We start from the raw sequence: 24,138 nt of genomic DNA, 5'->3' as shown, positions 1-24,138 counted from the left end.
CGTACCACCCGCCACGGCGAACGGGACGATCAGGCGGAAACCTCCATCAGCCGAAAGCCTTCAGGAGGGACGGCCATCCCCTGAGTCATCCAGGCTGGAGGCCTGGGGTGATGACCTCCGCCTTCTGCGGCAAGACCCTGGTCGAGGGCGGAACTCCCTCATCCTGAGCAGCGGCCCCCTCATGGCCGATGGCACCCGAAAGTCAATGAGCCCTTTTCGTGCGCCCAGCAGAGCAGGAGGTGAAGCCGTGACGTAGCGGCTGATCTTGCTGTTCGTAAGCTCGTCGTCGCTTGCCGGTGAAAGTCCGGCCCGGGTAGCTGCCAGGAGGCCCGGTAGCAGGCTGGCGGCTTCGTCCGGAAACGGGCGGGGTCGAAGCCCAGCGTCGAAGGCCCTGTAAATGGGGGAGCGACGGTGCGGTCCGTAGCATGAAGCGAAGCCTGCGGCGTCGTTACTCAGCCCGCCATTGTGGTGGGACAAGGGAGTGCCGAGCCTCTCGAAACCGGGGCGAAGGCCATGGACGCGGTGAAGACCCTGGAAGCGCAGCCGTCAAGGACTCCCCGGCGTGTATGGGGCGCGGAACGCATCGATAGTGACGACGGGAACTGGGGAGGCCCTCCCCGGCCCGGCAACCTGCGGAAGCTCGGCTTCGTTGCCGGAGCGTCGCGCCCTGTAACCGGTCGAAGCCGGGAAGTGGGCGGTGAGCCGGGTGGGCGTCGGAGGCGGTCGTAGTACCGATCGAGCCGACCGGACAACACAACCGGCGGCGATGGGAAGGGCCGCTGCTTCGTCGATGCGTAGCGACTGACCAGGGAGGGGCCCGGTGAGTGCCGGTCAGGTTAGTCCCGCCGCTTCGGGATCGCCGGAACCACGGGTTCCGCGTGATCCGGTCCGTGCCCTGCAGCATGCGCTTTACCGGGCGGCCAAGGCCGATCCCGGACGGAGGTTCCACGCGCTGTTCGACAAGGTCTGCCGCAGAGACGTGCAGCAGCGCGCGTGGGTGGTGGTGCGCACCAACAACGGCGCACCGGGCATCGACAAGACCACCCTGGCCCAGGTCGAGGAGTACGGAGTCGACCGGCTCCTGGACGAGGTGGCCGCCGAACTGCGGGAGCGGCGGTATCGGCCGCTGCCGGCACGGCGAGTGCTGATCCCCAAGCCGGGGCTGAAGGATCAGTACCGCCCGCTGTCGATACCCGCGGTTCGCGATCGGATCGTGCAGGCGGCTGTGAAGATCGTGCTCGAGCCGGTCTTCGAGGCCGACATGGCCGACTGCTCGTTCGGCTTCCGTCCGAAACGGTCGGCGCACGATGCCCTGCAGGTGCTCGTGGATGAGTGCGCGCGGGGTCGCCGGTGGGTGGTCGAGACGGACATCGCCGATTGCTTTTCGGTGATCCCGCATGACAAGTTGATGCACGCGATCGAGGAACGCGTCTGCGACCAGTCCGTGCTTACGCTGCTGCGCGCGATCCTGCGCGCGGGGGCGATGGAGGATGGGCAGGTGCGGCGGCCGGTCACCGGAACCCCGCAGGGTGGTCCGGTCTCACCGTTGCTCTGCAACGTCTACCTGCACCGATTAGATCGGGCGTGGGACGGCGGGGATGGGGCGATGGTGTGGTTCGCCGACGACGTGGTCGTGATGTGCTGGTCTCGCAGTCAGGCTGAACGGGCGCTGGCCCGGCTGGTCGAGGTGCTGGCCGACCTTGGGCTGGAGCCGAAGGCGGCCAAGACCCGCATCATCCACCTTCAGGTTGGTGGTGATGGCTTTGATTTCCTGGGCTTTCATCATCGGCTGGTGCGCTGCCGGGGTGATCGGGGCAGGCCGAAGGTGACGTTCCTGGCTCGTTGGCCCGCGGACAAGGCCATGCAGCACGCCGGCGACCGGATCCGGGAGATCACCTCCCGGCGGTGGATGCTGCTGTGGCCAGAGGCGATCGTGGACAGGCTGAACGCCTTCCTGCGTGGCTGGGCCGGATATTTCCGTTACGGACATTCGGCTCAGCGCCTCAGCAAGATCAGACGATATGCGCAGTGGCGGCTGGCGCAGTTCATGCGCCGACGGCACCGCCGTAGCGTGGCGTTCGGTTGGCAGGTACTGCTCAATTCCCGGCCGATCGACCTCGGGCTGATCAGCTTGTATGGAATCACCGTCGCACCCAGGGCGGCCAATGCCGTTTAGATAGGCATTTGTGCTGGTAGTGTCCGCCGGGTGGCGGAGTGGATCAAGGTCGGCGGGTTGGGTCGGCTGACGGATCTGGTGGGGCTGGGGGCGTTGACGTCGCTGGTGCCGAGGCAGGTCTTGGACGAGGCGATCGAGCTGCACGGATGCCGTGAGGAGCGGGTGCGGAAACTCCCGACGCATGTGGTCATCTACCTGCTGATGGCGTTGTGCCTGTTCGCCGACGATGACTATGAGGAGGTCGCGGAGAAGCTGACCGGTCTGCTCGCAGCGGTGCCGGGAGCACGGTGGGAGTCGCCGACGCGGGGAGCGGTCACCCAGGCCCGGCAGCGGTTGGGGGCCGGGGTCGTTCGGGAGGTGTTCGAGCGCCTCGCCCGCCCGGCCGCGACGGAGGCGACCCGCGGGGCGTGGCTGGGGCGGTGGCGGCTGATGGCGATCGACGGGTTCATCCTCGATCTGCCGGACACCGCGGCGAACCTGGCGGAGTTCCCCAACGACAGCGCGGGCGGGTATGAGACGGTATACCCGCAGGCCCGGGTGGTGGCGATCAGCGAGTGCGCCTCGCACGCGATCGTCGCGGCGGACACCTCGGGCTGCTGGGATAGCGAGCAGACCCTCGCCTACTCGTTGTACGGGCGGCTGACGCCCGAGATGCTGCTGACCGCCGATCGCGGCTTCTACAGCTTCCCCGCCTGGCAGTACGCGTCCTCGACCGGCGCGCAGCTCCTGTGGCGTGTCCAGGCCGGGCTGCATCCGTACCGGCTGAAAGATCTGGAGGATGGGTCCTGGCTCGCCGTCATCACCAAGCCCACCAAGCTGCGCCGATCGCAGAAGGACCGGCTGCGAGAGGATGCCCGCCGTGGCCGTGAACTGGATCCGGACCTGGCGGTGATCGTTCGGGTGGTCGACTACACGGTGCCCGACCGCAAGGGTGAGCATATTCGCCTCATTACGACCATCCTCGATCCCGCGGAGGCGAGCGCGCACCAGCTCGCGGCCTGCTACCAGGAGCGGTGGGAGGCTGAAACCGGATTCGCCCAGCTGAAGACCTATCTGCGCGGTCCCGGCAGGGTCCTGCGGTCGCGGACCCCGGACCTGGTCCGGCAAGAGATCTGGGCCTACCTCCTCACCCACTGGGCCCTGGCCACTTTGATCTGCACCGCAGCCACCGCGGCCGGGGTCGACCCGGACCGAATCAAGTTCCTGGCCACGCTCCGGATCGTGCGCCGCTCGGTCACCGACCGAGCGGCCTTTTCCCCCTGAACCCCGCAATGATCTCTGGGCCAGAGTCATCCACCAGGTCGGCAGGCCCCGCAACCGCAATCCCCAACGCCGTCACCGGACCTACCCCCGCTCCGTCAAACGCACCCGGCGCAGCAGCTACCGCGAACGACGCCCCAGCGACAAGGGCATCCACCACACGGGACCTCCCACCGTCCAGCTCCTCACACTGACAGGTCCATGACCAGCACGATGATCTATCTAAACGGCATTGGCCCAGGGCGGGCAAGCCCTGGCGGGTGAGGCCGAATGCCGCCGGTGAACGGCGTCGGTGAGCCGGGTGTGGGAGAACCGCGTGCCCGGTTCGATGCGGCGGGAGCTGGAAACGGAGTCACGAACCTGGTCATGGTCATCGGGGAGAGCACAGCCGACCGGGAAACCGGCGGAAGACAGGCCCCGAGCCCTACCGCCAGGAGACGCCACCGCGCCAGCTCCCGACCCTACAACCTGACGGCGCTGGTCAGCGCAGGCGAAAGGGGGCTGGGTCGAGGTGAGATGAGGCTCCCGGTAAGACAGCAGTCGACCAAGATCCGATGCCCCAACCGGGAGCCTCGTTGCTGTCATACCGCGCCGCGATTGCGCTGTCTGACCGCGCCCTTGTCCGCCTGGCCGACCCGATCCGCGCCCACCGCGCCGAACGCCGCTCCCGCTGGCGCCGCCTCGGCCCCGGGCAACAAGCCCTCCTGGTCCTGGCCCACCTGCGCGGGCGGCGACACCTACGCCCGCCTGACCGGCGGGTTCGCCATCGGCACCACCACCGCCTGGCGCTACGTGCGCGAAGCGGTCGACCTGGTCGCCGCCCTGGCCGATGATGTGCACACCGCCGCGCGGAAAGCCTCCCGTCTGGCCTACGCCATCGGCGACGGCACGCTCCTGCCGATCGACCGACCGGCCGGCCGACGATGCGCCGTACTCCTCCGGGAAACACCACCGGCACGGGGTCAACGTCCAGTTCCTCGCCGACCCGGCCGGCCGGCTGGCGCGGGCCTCGCCCGCGCTGCCCGGCGCGGTGCACGATCTGACCGCCGCCCGGCGGACCGGCCTGATCGACGCCCTCACCGGCGCCGGTATCCGGGTCTTCGCCGACCGGGGATACCAGGGCGCGGGCGGTGTGATCCGGACCCCGTTCAAGCGCCACCGGCACCGGCCGCGCCTGTCACGCAACCAGAAGTCCGTCAACCGCGCCCACGCCCGCATCCGGGCGATCGGCGAACGCGCCGCCGCGACCCTGAAGGCATGGAAGGAAGGTGCTGATCCGGCTGCGCTGCCCGTGCCGTGCCACCGCGATCGTCCAGGCCCTCGTCGTCCTGCAGCTCATCGAAGAGGACCGCTACTCAGGATGAAAAACGCTCCGTATCGCGGCGAGAGTAGGAACCGCCGGATTCATGATATTTATGAAGATCATGACGGTAATCGGACAGAATTTCTGTTCTGTTCGGTATGAATAAGCTCCTTTGCTGGATGAGGTGGTACGCCCGCCATGCTTCGGGTTCTTACGTCTTTTCTGCGAGGTTCGCGATCATCGCGCTTGGATCCTGGTCGTTTAGGCGGTGGATTGCTGGAACGGCTACGGTCCTGGGCATGAACGCTTCTGCACCTTCCGAGCATCTCACCTTCGCCGATGCTGACGCGCGATTGGACGGATCCCTGTCCGTCTGCTTTCAGGGCGACTACGACACGGTCTTGTTCTTCGATGGCGACGTCGTGCTCGGCGAGGACTTCCTGCAGGCCCTTGGCGAACTCGGTGGACGGGAGGTCGACATCGTCGTGATCACCGGAGACCTCACAGTGAGCGGCCCGATCGCCCTGTATGACAGCACCCCGGGGCTCTATGTCGAAGGCACCACCCGGGCCGAGACCCTGGAGGGCGGTGACGCCGAGATCTACATCCAAGACGGCGTCTTCACGCATCTGGTCTATGGCTACTACAACCACGGCATCCTGGAAGCGGGAAGGGTCCAGACACCGTGGGTGATCAATTCTGATCACGATCTGCGGATTACCGCCCCAGATGCTCGGCACGTGGACAACTGCAGTGCTTTCTCCGATGCGGAGTTCAACAGGGACAACATCGTCGAGTGGTTCGTTCCGGAGGTAGTCGACCGCGAGCACGGATCAATCGTCGTCGAGAAGTTCCTCAGCCGGCTCCGTGCGGGGTTGCCGGTCCGCTCCTGGTTGTGATGGCTTCAGCCCCGAATCGAGGAGTTGCCTGTCATCGGCTCGATGGGCGGCGACGAGGCGTCGACTCCCTGCCGGATCGTGGTTTACATGGCCGACCAAGGACCACTTGGCCGTCGCGGTGGTGGCCCGGTTGCAGGACGACGACGACATCGACGACACCGGTGACATCCGGCGGGATCTGACCGGCTACATGGAAAAGATCGCCGACGCGCTCAACCGCATGCGCTCGGCCGGCAGGCCCGCCGGACGGGACGACCGGTCGGCGGGAGTCGTGGCCGAACTCGTCGCCGCCGGTGCGCGCCACGACGACATCGGGGAGATGGGCCGCCAGGTCTACGCCCGGCGCAACGCCCTGGCCCTCGAACTCATCGAGCGGGCGCGCCTGCGCGGGGAACTGCGGGCCGATCTCGATGCCGTCGTGCTTCTCGACCAGCTCGCCGGGGCCCTCTACTACCGCGTCCTGGTCACCGGAGCCCCGGTGGACCGGTCCTATGCCGAACGCCTCGTGGCCGGCGCGCTCGAGGGTGTGCTGAACCGGAAGGAAACCTCCTCGTGTCCGTGAAGGGCGCCGTCTTCGGCTCCGTCCCCCTGGCCCTCGCCGTTCTGGCCGCCGGTGCGCCGGCCGTCGTCCCGGCGCCCGACGGGCCGACGGCCCGCCCCGCCGCCGTCTCGTCCGCTGCTCCGTCCGCCGCGCGCGGCGCACCGGTGTTGGAGGACCACCCGTGCCCCGTGCCGGTCCCACCGGGCACGCGGTGCGGATACCTGGTGGTCCCGCAGCGGCGTGACGTGCCGCAGGGGCCCACCGTCAAGGTGGGCTTCGCCGTCCACCGCTCGACCGCCGCCGACCGGAGACCGGACCCGATCGTCTACACCAGCGGCGGTCCGGCGTCGGCCTCGATCCCGCTCACCGGATACCTCGCCGGCATGTTCCGCGACCGCGACGTGGTCGTGCTGGAACAGCGCGGCAGCGCGTGGTCGCAGCCCCGCCTCGGCTGCCCGGAGACGGTCCGCGCCATGCTGGACACGCTCGTCACCCCCGGCCAGGCGGGGCAGGAGAGGGGCGTGATCGCCGAGGGGGCGGCGGCGTGCCGCGACCGGCTCGGAGTGGACCTGCGGGGATACCGGACCGAGGAGATCGCCGCCGACGTGGTGGATCTGCGGCGGGCCCTGGGATACGCGCGGTGGAACCTGTTCGGGGTCAGCTATTCGACCCGTTCCATGCTCGCGGCCGCCGCCGCGGACCCGCAGGGCACCCGCTCCGTGGTGCTGGACTCCTTCCTGCCGGCCGGCAAGGACTGGTACGACGACGCCGGCCGCGACCTGACCGAGGTGATCGGGAGACTGGCCGGCCAGGGCTGGCCGGATCTGCCCGCGCGGTTCGAGCGGATGGTCGCCCGGCTGAACCGCAACCCGGCAGCCGTCACGACCGGCGACCCCCTGACCGGCCGGCCGATCACCGTCCGGCTCACCGGTGACGACGTGGCGACCGTCATCGGCGAGGCCCTGCGCGAGGCCGAAGTGGTCCCGATCGTGCCCGTGCTGATCGACGGGCTGGCGGCCGGCCGCGACGATCTGCTCCAGCCGCTGGCCGACGCGGCCGGCCCCGGGCTGACCAGCCATGAGTTCGGCCTCTACCACGCCGTCCAATGCCAGGACGAGGCCCCCTACAACGCCTTTGCGCCCGCGCGACCGCAGCTGTTCACCGTGGTGCACGACCAGGCGGTGTGCGATACCTGGAAGCTGCCCCGCGCACCCGTCACGGGGATCGCCACCACGGCGCCCGTCCTGGTGGTGGGCGGCCAGTACGACCCGACGACTCCCACCCGCACCGCGGAACCCGCCGCCCGGGCCCTGCCGAACGCCCGGTTCTCAGAGTTCGCCGGGGTCGGGCACGCGGTGTTCCTGTCGAACCGGTGCGGCCGGCGGACCATCACCGCCTTCGTCTCAGATCCCGCGGCGGCCCCGCCCTGCGACCCCGCTCAGGCCGCCTACCAGGTGATCGGGCCGGAGCGGCTCCACCTCACCACCGCCGTGTACCGGGCGCAGCGGGATCCGTGGACGCTTCTGCCCTTCGCCCTGTTCGCCGTGACCGCGCTGGCGCAGCTCGGTGTGGGACTGGCGCGTCCGCGCCGGCGCCTGCCCGCGGTGGTGGCGGGGGCGTGCGGGCTGATTCTGACCGGGCTGACGGCCGACGCGCTGTACGGCGTGGCCGCGGAGAACGAGGTCGTGCTGGGAGTGGGGATTCCCGCCGCCGTGCCGTGGTACGGCCTGCTGGCCTGGACCGGTCTCGCCGTCACGCTGGCGGCCGCCTGGCGGGCGCGGGCCGCTCGCGCCTTCCGGCGGCCGCCCGCGGGCGGGTTCCTCCGCGATCCGACGGCGGCCCGCCTCCTGGCTGCGGCGGTCTCCGCTGGGTTCCTGGCGTGGTGGCACCTGTACTTCCTGTGAGCCGCCCAGGGTCCGCCCGGCGGGCAGAGCCCTCCACAATGTCCCGTCATGTCCTGCCATGTCCTGCGGGTGGAACGCGACCCGGATTTCCTCACGGCCCGGGTGACCACCTGCCACCGGACGAACACGCCGATCTCCACGCGCTGGTCATCGAGGTCGCCGACGCCCTCGGGGTGCGCCGGCCGGGGCGCGTCTACGCCTGGGCGCACCCCGACTCGGTCGCCGTCCGGGCGCTGCCGTGGCGGGACGAGCTGCACCTGGGCCTGCCGTACCTGACGGAGATGAGCCGCGATGAGCTCACCGCCGCCGTCGCCCACGAGCTCGCCCTGCTCCGGCAGCTCCGCTCGTGACCGATGCGGGCGCTCTACGCGCTGTGGCGGCAGGACGTGGAGGAATGCCGCACTCCTCCGGCCGAGGTGCGGCACCCGGTGGAATCGATGATCCACGCGGCCGATGCCGCCGGTGTGCGGGTCGCGGGGCTGCAGGCGACCGTCTCCGCCCTGCACCGGGGGAGTCTGATCGCGCTCCTTCGCCTGGTTCGCCTCCTGCTACGCCCGGCCCCTGGCGGCCGTGAAGGGATACCCGCCGGACCTGTACCGGGGATGGCGCTGGAAGGTACGGCAGGACGGCCTTCTGCGGCGCTTCGCGCAGCACATCGGCCGGAACGCGCGTCCCGGCGACATGGCCGGGCGGATCGCCGCCCTGGGCGGCGAGTGCGGCGACGTGCCCCAGGATTCGGGACCGGCGCTCCTGGCGGGGCTGCCCGCCGACGTGGAATCGGCCCTCGCCCGCTCCTACCTGCGCGGGCGGTTGCCCGGCGCCTCCGCGGCGCGCGCCGTCCCGTTCGGTGACGTACCCGAGGAGGTATGGGACGGCGTGCTGGAACAGCAGCTCACCGAGCTCCGCGCCGCGGCGGTGTGCGCCGGCGTGCCGGAGGCCACACCCCACGACGTGCTCGACCTCGTCGTGGCCGGAAGGGTGGGCGAGATCTGGGACCACCAGGACCGGTCGTGCCTTTACCCGGGTCCGGAGGTCTGCGCGCTGGTGCCCGTGCTCCACCACGAGCTGCGGGCCCGCGGTTACCGGCGCGGTCATCCGCTTCGGCGGCATGTGCTGACACGCGGGGCCGGCGGACAGGCGGAGGTCGTGGGCGTGGTGGCACTGGCCGAACGCGTCGCCGCAGGTGAGCGACTACCAGCGGGAGACCGGCCCGGATGACCGGTCGCCCGGTGCCGCCGGCCCGCCGGCCCGGCGCGTTCAGGCCGGGAGGGGAAGCGGGTGCACCGGGTTACAAGCCGACGGCAAGTGCTGATCGGTAGCTTGCCCGGCATGAGAAAACGATCTTCTGTCCTCGCCGTGCTGGGCGCGGCCGCCGTCCTCGCCGCTCCCACCGCCGCCGCGGCGGACGCGGCGGCTCAGGGGAGCAAGGACTTCTCCTTCCGGGGGATGAACCTGAAGATTCCCGCGGCCTGGAAGGTGCACGACTACACGGACCGGGTCCTGGTGGTGACCGGTGGCTGCAAGATCCCCGAGCCCTTCGCCCCGGACTGCCGGGGGTTCTGGCTGTACGGCCCGAAGGTGATCGCCTACGGCGCCGAAGGGCGCCGCTACACCGGCAGGCGGCCGTTCGTCCCGGCCGCCGGGGCGCCGGTGGGCTGCCCCTTCGAGTACGGAAGCGTCCAGGTGATCGGCAAGGCCGTCTCGACGGGGCTGCGCCAGGTCGGCCGCGGGCACAGGGCGAAGTACACCGCCTGGGCCGGCCGGTGCGTGAAGCAGAAGAGCGGCAGGCAGACGGAGAGTTTCGTCCAGCGGGAGTGGTTCCTGCCCGCGTCGGGGATCGTCGTGGTGGACGTGTGGGGCGACCGGAAGCTGGCGGGACTGCTGAAGAACGCCGGGTGGAGCTGACCTGAGAGCGGGCAGCGGGCCGGGCCTCCTGCTCTCGCCGGGCGGTTCCCCGCTCCCCGCTTCCGCCGGGCCCGCTCTCCCGATCCCCGCCGGAGCTGCATCCGGCCGCGACGACCTGCGCCGAGTTCTCCCTCCCGCAGCCTCAAGAAGTCCCCCCCGCCGCCGATGAGGGCTTCGTGACCGAGCACGTCAGATCTCTTGAGACCCGGGACAAGACCTTCGCCGCACTCCTGGACATCCCGCACGCCCGGGTCGCGGCGCTGGCGGCCGACGGGTCCCGGATACCGATGCCCCCGGTGCCGGGGCTCGGCGACGACCGGCTGGTCCCCGTGCCGGAGGAGAAGGCCAGCGTCCTGGAGATGCTGCACCCCGCGGACGCGGTGGCGGCCCTCGCGACCTGGGAACGTGCCGGCAGGACGGGAGTGGCGTCGGTCAGCGCCCGGATGCGTGACGACCAGGACCGCCGCTGCAGGCTGACCGCCGTCGACATGCGGCACCGCTACGGCGTGTTCTTCTGCGTGTTCGTGGAGCTCGGCGATGACGCGTCCGAATCCGCCGCTCCGGCCGAGCAGTCGCTGGCGTCCCTGCGGCCCCGCTCCGCCCGCATGGTCAAGAAGTTCGACGGGGTCATCACGGACGTCGACGACCGGACGACCAGGATGCTCGGCTGGACCAGGGAGCAGATGATCGGCTCCCGGTCGACCGAGTTCTTCCACGAGGAGGACGTGCACCGTTCCATCGCCGGCTGGCTCGACATGCTGAGCACCAAGCAGGGCTCGCGGTCCCGGGTGCGCCACCGGCGCGCGGACGGCGGCTGGCTCTGGGTCGAGATAGAGAACATCTACCAGGAGGAGGCCGGGCTCGAAGAGGCCGTCATCGTCGCTCACGTCAGCGACATCTCCGAGGAGATGGCCGCCTACGAGGCGCTGGGCCAGCGCGAGCACCTGTTCCGCCGGCTCGCCGGCTCGCTGCCCGTCGGACTGCTGCAGCTCGGGCAGGACGGCTCCGTCGTCTACGCGAACTCCCTGCTCACCTCGATGTTCGGGACCGGCGACGCCAGGACCGCAGAGGAGCAGTTCGCGAACGTCGCCGGGTACGACCGCGAGATGCTGGACGCGGCGCTCCAGGACGTCCTGCACGGCGGGCCCGACCGCGAGCTGGAGATCACCATCGAGCCTCCCCGGTCCGCCAGGGAGGTGCGCCGCTGCGCGGTGACCCTGATCAGCCTGTCGGACGAGGAGGGCGCGCCCGGGGCGATCGCCTGCGTGAGGGACGTCACCGAGAGCGCGCGCTCGCGCGAGGAACTGCGGATCAAGGCGACGTTCGACCACCTCACGGGCTGCTACAACCGCTCCTCCAGCCTGGGGATCCTCGACCGGGAACTGGCGGCGGAGGACCACCGCCTCACCGGGGTGATCTTCGTCGATCTCAACGAGTTCAAGTCCGTCAACGACTCCCTCGGACACGCCGCGGGCGACGAGCTCCTGGTGCAGGCCGCCGGCCGCATCAGAGGCGTGGTCCGCGGCGACGACATCGTCGGGCGGATCGGCGGAGACGAGTTCCTGCTGATCTGCCCGCGCATGGAACAGTCCGCCGAGGTGATGAACATCGCCGAGCGGGTCGGCAGGGCTCTGGAGGGCGACGTCACGCTGGCGGCCGGTACGGCGCGGCTCAGCGCGGCCGTCGGGGTGGCGTGCTCCGCGGACGGTTCCACCGGCGACACGCTCATCGCGCAGGCCGACGCCGCCATGTACGAGTCCAAACGCCGCAGGCCCCGGCGCCCGGTGCTCTTCGACGAGACCCTCACGGGCGCAGAAGCCCAGCGGTGAGCATCGCCCCGATTCCATGACCGCGGACGGCGGCGGCCGTATCGTCAGGCTTCCTGACGCACGCCCGCACACGGATCACCGACACGCGGGCGTCCTTCCACACCGGTGACGCGCGGTCGCTGCCCCTGGCCGACGGCCGGTTCGACGCCGTGGTGAGCGGCCTGGCGCTGAACTTCGTCCCGGAGCCGCGCCGCGCCGCGGCCGAGCTCGCCCGGGTCGTCGCACCGGGCGGCGTGGCCGCCGCCTACGTCTGGGACTACGCCGAGGGCATGGCCATGATGCGGTACTTCTGGGACGCGGCCGCCGCCCTCGACCCCGCCGCGGCCGGTCTGGACGAGGGCCGCCGCTTCTCGTGGTGCCGGCCTGAGCCCCTCGGCCGGTTGTGGGAGGAGGCGGGCCTGGGCGGGGTGGAGGTGCGGGCGGTCGAGGTGCCGACCGCGTTCGCGGACTTCGACGACTACTGGGAACCGTTCCTCGGAGGTCAGGGGACGGCTCCCGGATACGTCGCGTCCCTGGCCGGGGAGCAGCGCCTCGCCCTGCGCGACCTGCTCCGTTCGCGCATGCCGTACGGCCCGGACGGGTCCATCCGGCTCACCGCCAGGGCCTGGGCCGTTCGGGGCACCGCAGGGGCTGGCCGTCCCACCGCGTGGTGAGTTCCGTCCGCCCCGCCGCCGGCGAGCAGCGGGGCCGGTCCGGCGGCTCGTGTCAGGGGACCGTGATGACGACCTTTCCTCTGCCGTGCCGGGCCTCGATCTCCCGGTGGGCGTCGGCGGCCCGCTCCATCGGATACGTCCCGCGCAGGTGGAAGGCGAACGCGCCCCGGGCGTACAGCTCGGCGAAGCGGCCGAGCCGTTCGGCGGTGCGCTCGCCCTGGACCGTCCTGACTCCCAGCTCCGCGGCCCGGCCGTGCTCGACCAGGGTGACGATGCGGGCCCGGTCCTCGACCAGCTCCAGTGAGACCTGCAGCGCCTCGCCTCCCGCCCCGTCGATCGCGGCGTCCACCCCGCCGGGGGCGAGGGCGCGGACCCGGCCGGCCAGGCCCTCGCCGTAGGCGACCGGGACGGCGCCCAGCTCCCGCAGGTAGGCGTGGTTGTCCGGGCGGGCGGTCCCGATGACCGCGGCGCCCCGCGCCCGGGCGAACTGCACGGCCGCGGTGCCCACCGAGCCCGCGGCGGCGTGGACCAGCAGCGTGTCCCCCTCGCCCACCCCGATCGTGTCCAGCGCCAGCTCGGCCGTCTGCACGCCCGCGGTCAGGCCGCCGGCCACCTCCCACGGCAGGCCCGGCGGCTTGGCCGTGACCTGGCCGGCGCCGACGACGACGTACTCGGCGTAGCAGCCGAGCTGGGAGAAGCCCAGCACCTCGGCACCCTCCGCCAGACCCGTCACTCCTCCGCCCACCTGGTCCACCACTCCGGCGAACTCGTTGCCGGGGATCCGGGGCAGGTCGCCGGTGACGCCGGGAGGGACCCAGCCGGCGCGCACGGCGGCGTCGTACGGCTGCACGCCGGCGGCCCTGATTCGGACCCGCACCTGGCCGGGCCCCGCCTGCGGGGTCGGGACCTCCATGATCTGCAGCACCTCGGGCCCGCCGAACGACGCGAACGCGGCAGCCTTCATCGGGATCATCCTCCTCAGCACGTTGATCTCATGGCCAACGATGCAACCTCAACCGGAGACGAGGTCAACCTCCGCATCCGCTGTCTCCACATCCGAGGGGGCGGTGGCGGAGGACTCCGTGGCGGGGGAGAACACTGGCCGGGTGCAGCGGAACGCGGATCGGGAGAACGGGGCGGCGGATGCGGGTGGTGACCTGGAACGTGTGGTGGCGGTTCGGGCCGTGGGAGCGGCGGCGTGAGGCGATCCTGGCCGTCCTGCGGGACCTGGAGCCCGATCTCGTCGGCCTGCAGGAGGTGTGGGCCGACGAGGAGGAGAACCTCGCGGCATGGCTGGGCGGGGAACTCGGCATGCACTGGACCTGGGCCGCTTTCGACATGCCCGGGCGATGGCACCGGCGCGCCGGGGACGCGAGCGCCGAGGTCGGTGTCGCGGTGCTCAGCCGGTGGCCCGTCGCAGGCCGTGACGTGGTGCGGCTCCCGGCGGCGGGAGGGCAGGACGACGGGCGGGTGGCCCTGCACGCGCTGGTCGACGCCCCCGCGCATCCGGTGCGGTTCTTCACCACGCATCTGAACTCCGCCCCGTACGAGTCGGCGGTGCGCTGCGCGCAGGTCACGGCCCTCGCCGGTTTCGTCGCGGACAACCGCGGAGGGACGCCCTTCCCGCCGGTGCTCACCGGGGACTACAACGCGCTGCCGGACTCCGACGAGATGCGGAAGCTCGGCGGGTACCGGACGGCGCCCGCCGTCGCGGGCCAGGTCCTCCTGGACGCCTGGGAGTACGCCGGCCCGGCCGTGCCGTCGGCCACCTGGGACGTCGCCAATCCCTACGTCGCGCGGACCTTCGAACCGGGCGGGAGGATCGACTACGTTCACGTCGGCCCGCCTGGGCCCGGCGGCCTGGGCCGTGTCCGGTCGGTACGGCGGGCGGGCGACGGGCCCGTCGGCGGGGTGTGGCCCTCCGACCACGCAGCGGTCGTCGCGGATCTCGCGGTGGAAGGGGAGGAACCATGATGGTCACCGCCTCCTGCGGTGCTCCGGGCGGGCAGGCCGTGGACGCGGGGACATGGGCGCGATCTTCTCGGCTATGGTCCGTTCCGGTGTGCGTGGGCTTGACTTGCCTCGGATGCACCGGCGAATCGGAACCTGACGGAGTTGATCGTGCTGTTCACCCTGGCCGCCCTCGCGGCGGGACTGACCATCCTGCTGACCGGGACCATGACGGGCCTGTTCTCCGCCTTCTCGGTGGCGGTGATGCCGGGACTGGACGTGATCGACGCCCGGCAGGCGATCCCCGCGATGCAGAGCATCAACCAGAAGATCCTGAACCCCGTGTTCCTCCCGATGTTCGTCGGCGCGCTGATCGCGGCCCCGGCGGCGGGCGCACTCCTGCTCGCCCTCGGGCAGGGGCAGGCGGCCGTGCTGTTCTTCGCGGCCGCGGCGGCGTACATCCTGGGCGCGTTCGCGCCCACCGCCGCCGTCAACGTGCCGATGAACAACGCGCTCGCCGCCGTGAGCGTCCCGGCCGACCCGGACGAGGCCGCCCGGCTCTGGTCGGGCTACTCCGTGCGGTGGACGCGGTGGAACACCGGCCGGGCGGTGTTCTGCGGGATCAGCCTGCTGCTGGCCGGGCTCGCCGTGTTCGTCTGGGGCGGGCGGGGATGAACGCCCGGGGCCGCCGGCGGAGCCTTCTACCGGCGGCCGCTCCGTGTCCGGTGGGCCGCTGTCCGGTGGGCCGCTGTCCGGTGGGCCGCTCCGGAACGGGGACACGCCGGTTCCGTGACGGGGGTCCGGGCTGTGCCCGACAATTCGGTCCATGAGTTCATCCCGGCACGACCACACCCTTCCTCCGGCACGCGTCGAGGAGGTCTCGGACGGCGTCTACGCCTACATCCAGCCGGACGGGAGCTGGTGGATCAACAACACCGGCTTCCTCGCCGGGCGGCGCGGAGTGATCAGCATCGACGCGTGCTCCACCGAGCGGCGCACCCTGGCCTACCGGGAGGCGATCAGGTCGGTCACCGACCGGCCGGTCACCACGCTGGTCAACACCCACCACCACGGTGACCACACCTTCGGCAACTTCGCCTTCCCCGAGGCGACCGTCGTCGGGCACGAGCAGACCCGGGAGCTGATCCTCGCCGAGGGCATCCCGGACTACCGGACCATGGCCTGGACAGAGGTGGACTGGGGCGACCTGGAGGCCCGCCCGCCGTTCCTCACCTACACCGAGGGCGTCACCGTCTACTCCGACGACCTGCGCTGCGAGGTCCGGCACCTGGGCGTCGCCGCGCACACGACCAACGACTCGATCGTGTGGATCCCGGAGCGGCGGCTGCTGTTCTCCGGGGACCTGCTCTTCAACGGCGGCACCCCGTTCGTCCTCATGGGCTCGGTCCGGGGCTCGCTGCAGGTGCTCGACGAGCTCGAGGCGCTGGGCGCCCGGACGATCGTGCCGGGGCACGGCGGGGTCTGCGGGCCGGGCGTCATCGACCGCGTGCGGGGGTACCTGCGGTTCGTGCTGGAGACCGCCGAGCGCGGCCGCGAGGCCGGCCTCTCGCCGCTGGAGACGGCGCGGGAGACCGACCTGGGCGAGTACGGCGAGCTGCTCGACCCCGAGCGCATCGTCGGCAACCTGCACCGGGCCTACGCCGAGCTCGGCGGGCTGCCCCCCGGGGAGCCGATCGACGTGGTGACCGCGGTCCTGGAGATGATCGAGTTCAACGGGGGCAGGCCGCTGACCTGTCTGGCGTGACCTGACCGGCGCAGGCGGACGGCCCGCCCGCGCGCGCCCCGCCTGGCGGACGGCCGGGCGGGGCGCAGGGACTCACGGCACGGGGCTCAGGGGGCTCACGGGGCGAGGTGGCGGGACCACCACTCCAGGACGGCCTCGAAGCGCTGGAGGCGGTGGCGGGGCCGGCCGCTCCGGGTGAGCTCGTGGCCCTCGCCGGGGAAGAGCAGGAACTCGGCCGGGACGCCGGCCCGGCGCAGGGCGACGAACATCCGCTGGGCCTGCTCGACCGGGCAGCGCCAGTCCTCCTCCGAGTGCACCACGGCGAACGGCAGCGTGATCCGCTCGGCGTGGTAGAGCGGGCTCATCGCGCGCTGCTGCGCCAGATCGGGGCCGCAGTAGGCCTCGGCGAAGAACCAGCCGATGTCCGAGGAGCCGGTGAAGGAGTCCCACGCGTTGACCGCGCGCTCGCTCCAGGCGGCCCTGAACCTGGCCCCGTGGTGGGCGGCGAGCCAGCTGGTCATGAATCCGCCGTAGGAGCCGCCCATCACGCCCACCCGCTCCGGGTCGCACTCGGGCTCGGCCAGCGCGGCGTCCAGCAGCGCGAGCACGTCGTCGGCGTCCACGGTGCCGAGCGCGCCGACCACGGCCTGCCCGTGGGCCTGGCCGTACCCGGCCGAACCTCGCGGGTTGGGCAGGACCACGGCGTACCCGGCGGCGGCGTAGACCTGGGTCTCGTCCAGGAAACCCCATCCGTGCTGGTGGAACGGGCCGCCGTGCACGTTGAGCAGGACCGGATGCGGCCCCTCTCCCTCGGGTACGGCCAGCCAGCCGTGCACGGGGTGCCCGTCGGGGGAGACGGCGGTGAGCTCCCGGAGCGGGCGGGTCCCGGGCAGCGGCCCGCAGAAGTCGGCGAGCACCGTCTCGCCGGAACCGGAACCGGAACCGGAACCGGAACGGGAGGCGTGACCGGGCGCGGGGGCGGCCGGGGCGGTCGCGCCGCCGGAGCCGGAGGGCGCGGCGACGACCCGGCCGGGGTGCTCGGGAGTGGAGACCACCGCCACGGTCCGCCCGCCGTGCGACGTGAACGCCTTGACGCCCGCCCGCTCGCCCAGCACGAGCGGGAGCTTCTCCAGCGCGGCCCCGGCCGCGTCGTGCGGCACCAGGCGCAGCTCGACCGCGCCGCGCACCCGCACCGCGACCAGGACCCCGTCCTCGACGGGGACGGGGAGCAGCTGCTCGCAGTCGACCGACTCCTCCTCGGTCAGCCGCGCCCCCTCCACGGGCTCGCCGCCGATCCACGGGACGGCGCGGTACAGCCCGGTGTTGCGGGCCACCGCGTGCACGCCGGAGAACTCCGTGCCGAGGTAGAAGACGTCGTCGCCGAGCGCGACGGGCAGGGCGGCCGAGCCGGCGCTGCGGACCGCGAGGACCGGTTCGCCGCCGAGCGCCGGGACCGCGTACAGATCGGTGTGCAGGCTGTCGGGGTCGAGGTCGCGCGGGGCGGAGACCAGCACGTGCTCGTCGTACCAGCAGGGGGCCTCGACGCCGCAGCGGCCGTCGGTCAGCCGGACCGGCTGGGGGATGTCCGCCAGCGCGTTGACCACGTACAGCACCTGCGGCCGGTCCAGGACGAAGCCGGTGCCGTCGGCCCGGTAGCGGAAGCCGGTGATCCGCCGCGGCGCCTCGGCCGCGGCGCCCACCCCCTCCTCGGTGCCGTAGCGGCCGGGCTCGGGGGCGCGGGCGACGAAGGCGATCCGCCGCGAGTCGGGGGCCCAGACCGGCGCGCCGGCGCCGAGCGGCAGGTCGGTGATCGGGCGGGCCTCGCCGCCGCCGGTCGGCATCACGTGCAGTTGCGGCCTGCCGGTCCCGCTTGCGCGCAGGAAGGCCACCCAGGCGCCGTCGGGGGAGATCCGGGGCGCGGTGTCGTGGTCGCCGTGGGTGAGACGCGCGGGCGGGCCGTCCTGCGCAATCCGCCACAGGCCGCCCCGGTAGGCGTCCGCCTCCAGGTCGGGCCGGGCCACGTCGGTCAGGAGCAGGTCGCCGTGGAGGGCGACGGTTCCGGGGGTGTGCAGCAGGGCGAGATCTTCTGGGCGCATGGCCTGGGACGTTATCACCGCGTGTGGGCGTTATACCCCGCCCTGATCATCACCTGAAGAACGGTATGCCCCGTCCTGAAGCTGTCCAGACCGAATGCCGGGTAGCGGTTGAGTGACCGAAGAAGTCATGACACGTTGGGATAAAAGCCGGTGAATGGACATTCCGTGGTCTCTGCCAGACGAGTGATCTCCCGTTTCGTGTACGGCTCCCGCTACGACGGCATCCCCTGGGGGCAGCGGGTCTACGTCCGCCCGGGCGAGCGGCTCGCCCGGGAGGTCCAATGGAGGATGCGGCTGCGCCGGGCGCCGGTGATCACGCTGCAGGACTACCAGGCGCGGACGGGCCTGGGGGAGATCGAGGAGTTCGTCACCTGCCACATGTGCGGTGACACCCGCCAGCAGCCGCTGTTCCGGCCCGCCGACGGCAAGGGGAAGTGGACCTACCAGGTCGTGCGCTGCCCGGCCTGCGGCTTCCTCTACCGCAACCCGAACATCCGGCCGGAACGCCTCGGGGACCTGTACGCCAAGAACTACAGCGGCTTCCTCACCGGCACCTACGCGGCGGGCCGCCAGCGCCGCTACCGGCTGACCATGGACGCCTTCAGCCCCGTCTTCGACAAGGGCGACGACGGCGGCCGGGACCGGCGGCTGCTGGACTTCGGCTGCGGCGCCGGGCTCTTCCTGGAGATAGCCGAGGAACGCGGGTTCGACGCGGTCGGCATCGACCTGTCGCCCGACTCGGTGGCCGAGGCCAACCGGCGGCTCACCCGGGCCCGGGCCTACCACGGGGTCCCGCAGGACGTGCCGGAGATCGCCGGAGGCGGCTTCGACGTGATCACCCTCTGGTCGGTCCTGGCCCACCTGCCCCGGCCGATCCAGGACTTCAAGATGTTCCGCAGCCTGCTCGGGCCGGGAGGAGTGCTGCTGATCCTCACGGTCAACGCCGCCTCCCTGCAGCTCAAGGCGTACGGCAGCAAGTGGAACGGGTTCACCAGGAACCACCTGATGTTCTACTCGGCCGAGACCATGCCCGCGCTGCTGCGCCGTACGGGCTTCGCGGGAGTGGCCTTCGCGCCCTTCTACGGCGACACCGTCGAGGCGGGCACCACCAAGCTGCCCGAGCCGATGCGGCGGCGGCTGCGCCGCAACGTGCGGGCCGCGGACGGCGGCAACATGCTGCGCGCGCTGGCGTTCGCCGACGAGGAGGCGATCGAGCGGTGGGGAGCGGGTCTGGAGGTCCGCCACCTGTCCGCCGAACCGGCCCTCCCGTAGGCGGGACGGCCGGGCGGCGGGCGCCGCCCGGCCGGGATCAGAGGAGGGTGAGCCCGCCGTCCACGGCGAGGACCTGGCCGGTGACGTAGCTCGCCTCGGCCGAGAGCAGGAACGTCACGACGTTCGCCACCTCCCAGGCGGTGCCCTGCCGGCCCATCGGGACCATCACCCGGTCCCGGTGCTCCCAGAGCCTGGCCGCGTCCCGGCCGAGCGGGGTGTCGATCAGGCCGGGCGCGACCAGGTTGGCCCTGATCCCCAGGCCGGCGCCCTCCAGCGCGACGTGCCTGGCCAGGCCGGTCAGGCCCGCCTTGGAGGCGTCGTAGGCCGGGATCAGGCTCCCGGGCCTGAGCCCGGCCACCGAGCCGATGAAGACGATCGACGAGCCGGGGCCGAGCAGCGGGAGCGCGCCCTTGCAGATCAGGAAGTGGCCGCGCAGGTTGACCGAGAAGACCCGGTCCCAGTCGTCCGCGCTGGTCCCGGCCAGGGCCAGCCCGGCGCCGATCGCGGCGTTCAGCACGATGCCGTCCAATGGGCCGTCCAATGGGCCGTCCAGTGGGCCGCCCGCCGTGCCGGCACCGGGCGCCGGACCGCCGGCCGCATCCGCTCCGGCGCCGCCCGCCGCCGCTCCCGCGCGGGCGGCCAGCGCCTCGCAGGCGGCGCCGTCGGCGAGGTCCACGGCGAGCACCTCAGCCCGCCCGCCCTCGCGGGCGATCCAGCCGGCGGTCTCCGCGGCGGACTTCTCGTCCACGTCGGCGCAGACCACCGTGGCGCCCTGCCGCGCGGCCTCGACCGCGATCGCCCGCCCGTTGCCGACCGGAGCGTCCGGATCGGCCGACGGGCGGGTGCCCGCCCCCACGACGAGCACACGTCTGCCTACCAAGCGACCGTTCACAACGGTGATCGTAGTAAGTAATGTCTGATCCGTGAATCCCCGCGTCGAACCGCTCCCGCCCGAGGAGTGGGACCCGTTCCTCACCTCGGTGGTCGAGGGCACCGGCCCCTACCGCGTCTTCACCACGCTCGCCCGCCACCCCGCCCTGTTCCGGGCGTGGATCGGCTTCGGCGCAGCCCTGCTGTACGGCACCCTGCCCGCCCGCGACCGCGAACTGGCCGTCCTGCGTACCGCGCACCGCCGCGGCAGCGCCTACGAGTGGGCGCAGCACGTGCGGCTGGCGCGCGAGGCGGGGCTGACCGACGCGGAGATCGAGGCGATCCGCGACGGCGGGGAGGCGGGGGAGGGCGACGGCGGCCACGGCTCCGGAGGCGGGACCGCCCGGGCGGACGGGCACCCCTGGGACCCCGCCGACCGGCTCGTCCTCGACGCCGCCGACGAGCTCCACGCCCTCGGCGACCTCACCGACGCGACCTGGCGCGCCCTGTGCGCCCGCTACGACGAGCCCGGCCGGATCGAGTTCGTCATGCTCGTCGCCCATTACGGCATGCTCGCCACCGTCCTGAGCACCCTGCGCGTCCAGACGGAGGACGACGGCGAGACCGCCTGAGGCGCCCCGGAGCGGGGCCGTGCGGCACCGCCCGGAGCGTGGGGCCCGCCGTACGCCCCGGCGGGCCCCACCGTACGGCCCGACCGGCGCCCGCCTGGGGGACGACGGGGCGGTCCCCTGGTGATTTGCCTCTCTCCCGGATTAGAAGGGGGCATACCGGAGAGAGGGCAGGGACGGAAACCGATCGAACGGACGGTGTAAATGGGGCAGCGCATCGACAAGGACCGCTACTCGGAGGCGGAGTTCGCCCGCTTCGGGGAGCGGCTGGCCGAGCAGCTCGCCGAACTCCACGAACTGCTCGCCCGGCCGGGGTTCGGGACGGGCCCCGCCACGATCGGGGCCGAGCTGGAACTGTTCCTCACCACGCCCGACGGCCGCCCCCTCCCGCGCAACCACGAGGTGCGCGACGTCGCCGCCGACGACCGGCTCACCCTGGAGCTCGGCCGGTTCAACCTGGAGGCCAACCTGACCCCGCTGCCGCTGGCGGGCAGGCCGTTCACCGCGCTGGAGCGCGAGCTGCACGAGGTCATCGCCCTGGTCGACGCGGCGGCGGCGGTCGAGGGCGGGCAGACGGTGGCGATCGGCATCCTGCCCACGCTCGGCGAGCTCGACTTCACCCACGAGACGATGAGCGACGAGAGCCGGTACCGGGCGATGAGCCGGGGCATGCGCCGGTTGCGGGTCGAACCGTACCTGGTCCGCATCCACGGGGCGGAGGAGCTGGAACTGGAGGTCGAGGGCGTGATCCTGGAGAGCGCCAACACCTCCTGGCAGGTCCACCTCCGTACGGCTCCCGCCGACTTCGCCCGCGTCTACAACGCCGCCCAGCTGGCCATGGGACCGGTCCTCGCGGTCAGCGGCAACTCCCCGGGGTTCATGGGCAGGCGGCTGTGGGAGGAGACCAGGATCGCCCTGTTCGAGGAGGCGGCCGACGACCGGGACCTGGAACGGCTCGGGCGCAGGGACCGGCGGGTCGCCTTCGGGTCCGGCTGGGTGGACAGCCCGGAGGAGCTGTTCGCGGTGTGCGTGCGCGACTACGAGCCGCTGCTGCCGATGACCTCCCGGGAGACGGCCCGCAGCCGCGGGGACGGGGCCCCCGCCCTCGACGAGCTCCGGCTCCACCAGGGCACGGTGTGGCAGTGGACCCGGCCGGTCTACGACCCGGCGGACGGCGGCCACCTGCGGGTGGAGATGCGCGCCCTGCCCGCCGGGCCGACCCCCGCCGACATGGTGGCCAACACCGCCTTCCTGCTCGGCCTCACCTCCGCGCTGGCCGTCGAGCCGGTCGAGAAGTTCCCGTTCTCCTCCGCCTACCGCAACTTCTACCGGGCCGCGATCGACGGACTGGACGCCGCGCTGTCCTGGCCCGGACGCCGGGAGGAGGTCCCCGCCGCGCGGCTGGCGCTCGACCTGCTCCCGGTGGCCAAGGCCGGGCTCGACCGGGTCGGGGTGGACCCGGACGAGTCCGGACGGCTGCTGGAGCTCGTCGGGGAGCGGGTCACGCGGCGCCGTACCGGGTCGGTCTGGCAGCGGGAGGCGCTCGCCGCGCTGGACGGGGACGCCGCCCGGATGGTGACCCGCTACCGCGAGCTGGCGCTGACCGGCGAGCCCGTGCACACCTGGCCCCGCTGCACCCCGCCCTCCCGCTGAGGCCCGTCCTCCCGCTGAGCCCTGGTTCCCCGCCGGGCCCGTCCTCCCGCGCCGGGCGCGGGAGGACGGCCGTGGAGGCCTTCCGCCCGGCCGGTTGCCCGGCGGTTGGCGAATTGTTGCCGGTGAGGTGCGAACCACACGGAGAAACGCTCAGCTCGCGCTCCTCCGACCCGATGGGCCTCCTGCCGCCGCTCGAACGGCGGCAGGAATCGGGAAGGACGTGGAGCGGGTGGGTGGCATTCCAGGTGCGGGACGTCTGAGGGCGCCATGGGTCGTGCTGGCCGTCGTGCTGCTGCTCGGCACGGCGCTCGCCGCCCCCGCCTCCGCCGCCGTCCGGCTGAAGCCCGCAGCGGCGGGGACCCGGGCGATGTGGTTGTGGGACCCCGGCGCGGTACGGCCGGCCGACGTGCTGACCTGGGCGCGGACCCGGGGCGTGAAGGAGATCTTCGTCCACGCCGACGCGCGGCTGCCCTCCAGCCCGGCCCGGCTGGCGCGGCTGAAGGAGCTGAAGCGCGGCGCGGACGCGGCGAGGATCCGCCTGACCGCGCTGGGCGGCGACCCGGGATGGGCCACCGACCACGCGGCCGCGCGATCCTGGCAGCGGGCCGTCCTGGGAACCAAGCTGTTCGCCGGCAGCCACGTCGACGTGGAACCGTACGTCCTGCCGCGCTGGCAGACCGACCAGGCCGGGCTGGTCGCGGGCATGCTGCGCATGCTGCAGCTGCTGCAGGCCGACGACCCGCGCCCGCTGGAGGCCGACGTGCCGTTCTGGTACCACACGGTTCCCGCCGGCCCGCGCACCACGCTGGCCGACGCGGTGCTGGCACGGGTGGACGCGGTCACCGTGATGAGCTACCGGGACACCGTCACCGGCCCCAACTCGCTGATGGACGTCGGCGCCGACATGCTCGCCCGCGCGACGAAGGCGGGCCGGCCGGTACGGCTGGCCGTCGAGACCGCCCCGCTGGCCGACTGCGTCTACTGCACCTTCCACGAGGAGGGCGCCGCGCGCATGACCGCCGCCCTGACGCAGGTCGACGCGGCGGCGCGGTCGTATCCGGCCTTCGCCGGCGTCGCGGTCCACCACTACCCGTCCTGGCGGGCGATGCGCCCCTGACCGGGCGTTCCCCGGCGCGGGGCGCACCGGCCGCGCCCTCCCCGCCGCCGGGCCGCGGCATGACGCCACCCGCGTCGGACGCTCCGTACGCAGCGAGCACAGCTCGCCGGTGAGCGGGTCCTGCTGGAGTGCGCCCCCGCCGTGAACCCCTCCGCGGTCCCTCCCGGATCGCGCACGTCCAGGTGTCAGCTCCTCGTCCGGCTCGGCGCGGCAGGCCGCCCTCCGGCACGCAGCTGAACGCATGACCCTGCCGGCGGGCCTGGGCAACTTCCAGGGTGCCAACAGCATCCGCTACGACCTGCTGATGGCCGGGGCGGTCATCGCCAGCCTGCCGGTG

At 72.4% G+C, this 24,138-nt stretch carries 19 protein-coding genes and 2 pseudogenes; 18 read left to right on the top strand and 3 right to left on the bottom strand.

Annotated elements, in window-relative coordinates; translation table 11 throughout:
* Window positions 1–820: 820 nt before the first annotated feature.
* From ltrA to FHS22_RS36270, 11 genes and pseudogenes are all read left to right on the top strand, one after another.
* A complete protein-coding gene (ltrA, locus tag FHS22_RS36320) occupies window positions 821–2,176 on the top strand; it encodes a group II intron reverse transcriptase/maturase (protein WP_184948736.1) in 1,356 nt (451 codons plus the stop codon).
* A gap of 30 nt (window positions 2,177–2,206) precedes the next feature.
* Window positions 2,207–3,439, top strand: coding sequence for an IS4 family transposase (locus tag FHS22_RS36315; RefSeq protein WP_221474564.1), 1,233 nt, complete (start codon window positions 2,207–2,209; stop codon window positions 3,437–3,439).
* A 572-nt stretch (window positions 3,440–4,011) separates the two neighbouring features.
* Window positions 4,012–4,800, top strand: a pseudogene (locus FHS22_RS36310) (transposase family protein).
* A 238-nt stretch (window positions 4,801–5,038) separates the two neighbouring features.
* The gene (locus FHS22_RS36305; RefSeq protein WP_184948735.1) at window positions 5,039–5,638 is read left to right on the top strand and encodes a hypothetical protein; all 600 of its coding nucleotides are present in this window, start codon (window positions 5,039–5,041) and stop codon (window positions 5,636–5,638) included.
* A gap of 106 nt (window positions 5,639–5,744) precedes the next feature.
* The gene (locus FHS22_RS36300; protein ID WP_184948734.1) at window positions 5,745–6,200 is read left to right on the top strand and encodes a TetR-like C-terminal domain-containing protein; all 456 of its coding nucleotides are present in this window, start codon (window positions 5,745–5,747) and stop codon (window positions 6,198–6,200) included.
* Entirely contained in the window at window positions 6,191–8,083 is a 1,893-nt protein-coding gene (locus FHS22_RS36295; RefSeq protein ID WP_184948733.1) for an alpha/beta fold hydrolase, read from the top strand. The genes FHS22_RS36300 and FHS22_RS36295 overlap by 10 nt, the downstream gene beginning before the upstream one ends.
* A 38-nt stretch (window positions 8,084–8,121) precedes the next feature.
* On the top strand, window positions 8,122–8,433 hold the full coding sequence (locus tag FHS22_RS36290) for a M48 family metalloprotease (RefSeq protein ID WP_184948732.1): 312 nt from the start codon (window positions 8,122–8,124) through the stop codon (window positions 8,431–8,433).
* A 220-nt stretch (window positions 8,434–8,653) separates the two neighbouring features.
* On the top strand, window positions 8,654–9,301 hold the full coding sequence (locus tag FHS22_RS36285; RefSeq protein ID WP_184948731.1) for a hypothetical protein: 648 nt from the start codon (window positions 8,654–8,656) through the stop codon (window positions 9,299–9,301).
* 111 nt (window positions 9,302–9,412) lie between these two features.
* Window positions 9,413–9,988, top strand: a complete 576-nt coding sequence (locus FHS22_RS36280) for a hypothetical protein (RefSeq protein WP_184948730.1) — start codon at window positions 9,413–9,415, stop codon at window positions 9,986–9,988.
* Window positions 9,989–10,164: 176 nt separating this feature from the next.
* Window positions 10,165–11,817, top strand: a complete 1,653-nt coding sequence (locus FHS22_RS36275) for a diguanylate cyclase domain-containing protein (RefSeq protein ID WP_184948729.1) — start codon at window positions 10,165–10,167, stop codon at window positions 11,815–11,817.
* A gap of 50 nt (window positions 11,818–11,867) precedes the next feature.
* Window positions 11,868–12,470, top strand: a pseudogene (locus FHS22_RS36270) (class I SAM-dependent methyltransferase); the annotation flags it as partial.
* Window positions 12,471–12,522: 52 nt separating this feature from the next.
* Here FHS22_RS36270 and FHS22_RS36265 read toward each other — a convergent pair.
* Window positions 12,523–13,434, bottom strand: a complete 912-nt coding sequence (locus FHS22_RS36265; protein ID WP_184948728.1) for an NADP-dependent oxidoreductase — start codon at window positions 13,432–13,434, stop codon at window positions 12,523–12,525.
* A gap of 179 nt (window positions 13,435–13,613) precedes the next feature.
* Between FHS22_RS36265 and FHS22_RS36260 the strand changes: the two genes are divergently transcribed.
* The 3 genes from FHS22_RS36260 (at window position 13,614) to FHS22_RS36250 (ending at window position 16,185) form a co-directional block, all read left to right on the top strand.
* A complete protein-coding gene (locus FHS22_RS36260) occupies window positions 13,614–14,444 on the top strand; it encodes an endonuclease/exonuclease/phosphatase family protein (RefSeq protein ID WP_184948727.1) in 831 nt (276 codons plus the stop codon).
* A 147-nt stretch (window positions 14,445–14,591) separates the two neighbouring features.
* Complete coding sequence (locus FHS22_RS36255; protein WP_338048117.1) at window positions 14,592–15,095, top strand: anthrone oxygenase family protein; 504 nt, start codon at window positions 14,592–14,594, stop codon at window positions 15,093–15,095.
* Between the two features lie 151 nt (window positions 15,096–15,246).
* Window positions 15,247–16,185 (top strand): MBL fold metallo-hydrolase, encoded by a 939-nt coding sequence (locus tag FHS22_RS36250; RefSeq protein WP_184948726.1) that lies wholly within the window; start codon window positions 15,247–15,249, stop codon window positions 16,183–16,185.
* A 95-nt stretch (window positions 16,186–16,280) separates the two neighbouring features.
* Here the strand turns inward: FHS22_RS36250 and FHS22_RS36245 are convergent, their stop codons facing one another.
* Complete coding sequence (locus FHS22_RS36245; RefSeq protein ID WP_184948725.1) at window positions 16,281–18,260, bottom strand: S9 family peptidase; 1,980 nt, start codon at window positions 18,258–18,260, stop codon at window positions 16,281–16,283.
* A gap of 165 nt (window positions 18,261–18,425) precedes the next feature.
* Here FHS22_RS36245 and FHS22_RS36240 point away from each other — a divergent pair, with 165 nt between their 5' ends.
* A complete protein-coding gene (locus FHS22_RS36240; protein WP_184948724.1) occupies window positions 18,426–19,532 on the top strand; it encodes a class I SAM-dependent methyltransferase in 1,107 nt (368 codons plus the stop codon).
* Window positions 19,533–19,569: 37 nt separating this feature from the next.
* Here FHS22_RS36240 and FHS22_RS36235 read toward each other — a convergent pair whose 3' ends face one another.
* The gene (locus FHS22_RS36235; RefSeq protein WP_184948723.1) at window positions 19,570–20,424 is read right to left on the bottom strand and encodes an SDR family oxidoreductase; all 855 of its coding nucleotides are present in this window, start codon (window positions 20,422–20,424) and stop codon (window positions 19,570–19,572) included.
* 31 nt (window positions 20,425–20,455) lie between these two features.
* Between FHS22_RS36235 and FHS22_RS36230 the strand changes: the two genes are divergently transcribed.
* The 3 genes from FHS22_RS36230 (at window position 20,456) to FHS22_RS36220 (ending at window position 23,801) form a co-directional block, all read left to right on the top strand.
* Window positions 20,456–21,034 (top strand): carboxymuconolactone decarboxylase family protein, encoded by a 579-nt coding sequence (locus tag FHS22_RS36230; RefSeq protein WP_184948722.1) that lies wholly within the window; start codon window positions 20,456–20,458, stop codon window positions 21,032–21,034.
* 201 nt (window positions 21,035–21,235) lie between these two features.
* Window positions 21,236–22,684 (top strand): glutamate-cysteine ligase family protein, encoded by a 1,449-nt coding sequence (locus FHS22_RS36225; RefSeq protein WP_184948721.1) that lies wholly within the window; start codon window positions 21,236–21,238, stop codon window positions 22,682–22,684.
* 229 nt (window positions 22,685–22,913) lie between these two features.
* Window positions 22,914–23,801: a hypothetical protein gene (locus FHS22_RS36220; protein ID WP_184948720.1), complete on the top strand. Its 888-nt coding sequence runs from the start codon at window positions 22,914–22,916 to the stop codon at window positions 23,799–23,801.
* Window positions 23,802–24,138 lie beyond the last annotated feature (337 nt).

Source organism: Thiemannella venezuelensis (assembly GCF_014203605.1).
GTDB classification, from domain to species: domain Bacteria; phylum Actinomycetota; class Actinomycetes; order Streptosporangiales; family Streptosporangiaceae; genus Planomonospora_A; species Planomonospora_A venezuelensis.
Note: the sequence above shows the minus strand (reverse complement) of the source record. Positions and strands in the feature narration are given on the sequence as shown.

Excerpts from the sequence above, each read along its gene's own strand:
- FHS22_RS36305 (WP_184948735.1), top strand. The coding sequence starts at position 5,039 with ATGAACGCTTCTGCACCTTCCGAGCATCTCACCTTCGCCGATGCTGAC.
- FHS22_RS36290 (WP_184948732.1), top strand. The coding sequence starts at position 8,122 with ATGTCCCGTCATGTCCTGCCATGTCCTGCGGGTGGAACGCGACCCGGA.
- FHS22_RS36280 (WP_184948730.1), top strand. The coding sequence starts at position 9,413 with ATGAGAAAACGATCTTCTGTCCTCGCCGTGCTGGGCGCGGCCGCCGTC.
- FHS22_RS36265 (WP_184948728.1), bottom strand. The coding sequence starts at position 13,434 with ATGAAGGCTGCCGCGTTCGCGTCGTTCGGCGGGCCCGAGGTGCTGCAG.
- FHS22_RS36260 (WP_184948727.1), top strand. The coding sequence starts at position 13,614 with ATGCGGGTGGTGACCTGGAACGTGTGGTGGCGGTTCGGGCCGTGGGAG.
- FHS22_RS36250 (WP_184948726.1), top strand. The coding sequence starts at position 15,247 with ATGAGTTCATCCCGGCACGACCACACCCTTCCTCCGGCACGCGTCGAG.
- FHS22_RS36245 (WP_184948725.1), bottom strand. The coding sequence starts at position 18,260 with ATGCGCCCAGAAGATCTCGCCCTGCTGCACACCCCCGGAACCGTCGCC.
- FHS22_RS36225 (WP_184948721.1), top strand. The coding sequence starts at position 21,236 with ATGGGGCAGCGCATCGACAAGGACCGCTACTCGGAGGCGGAGTTCGCC.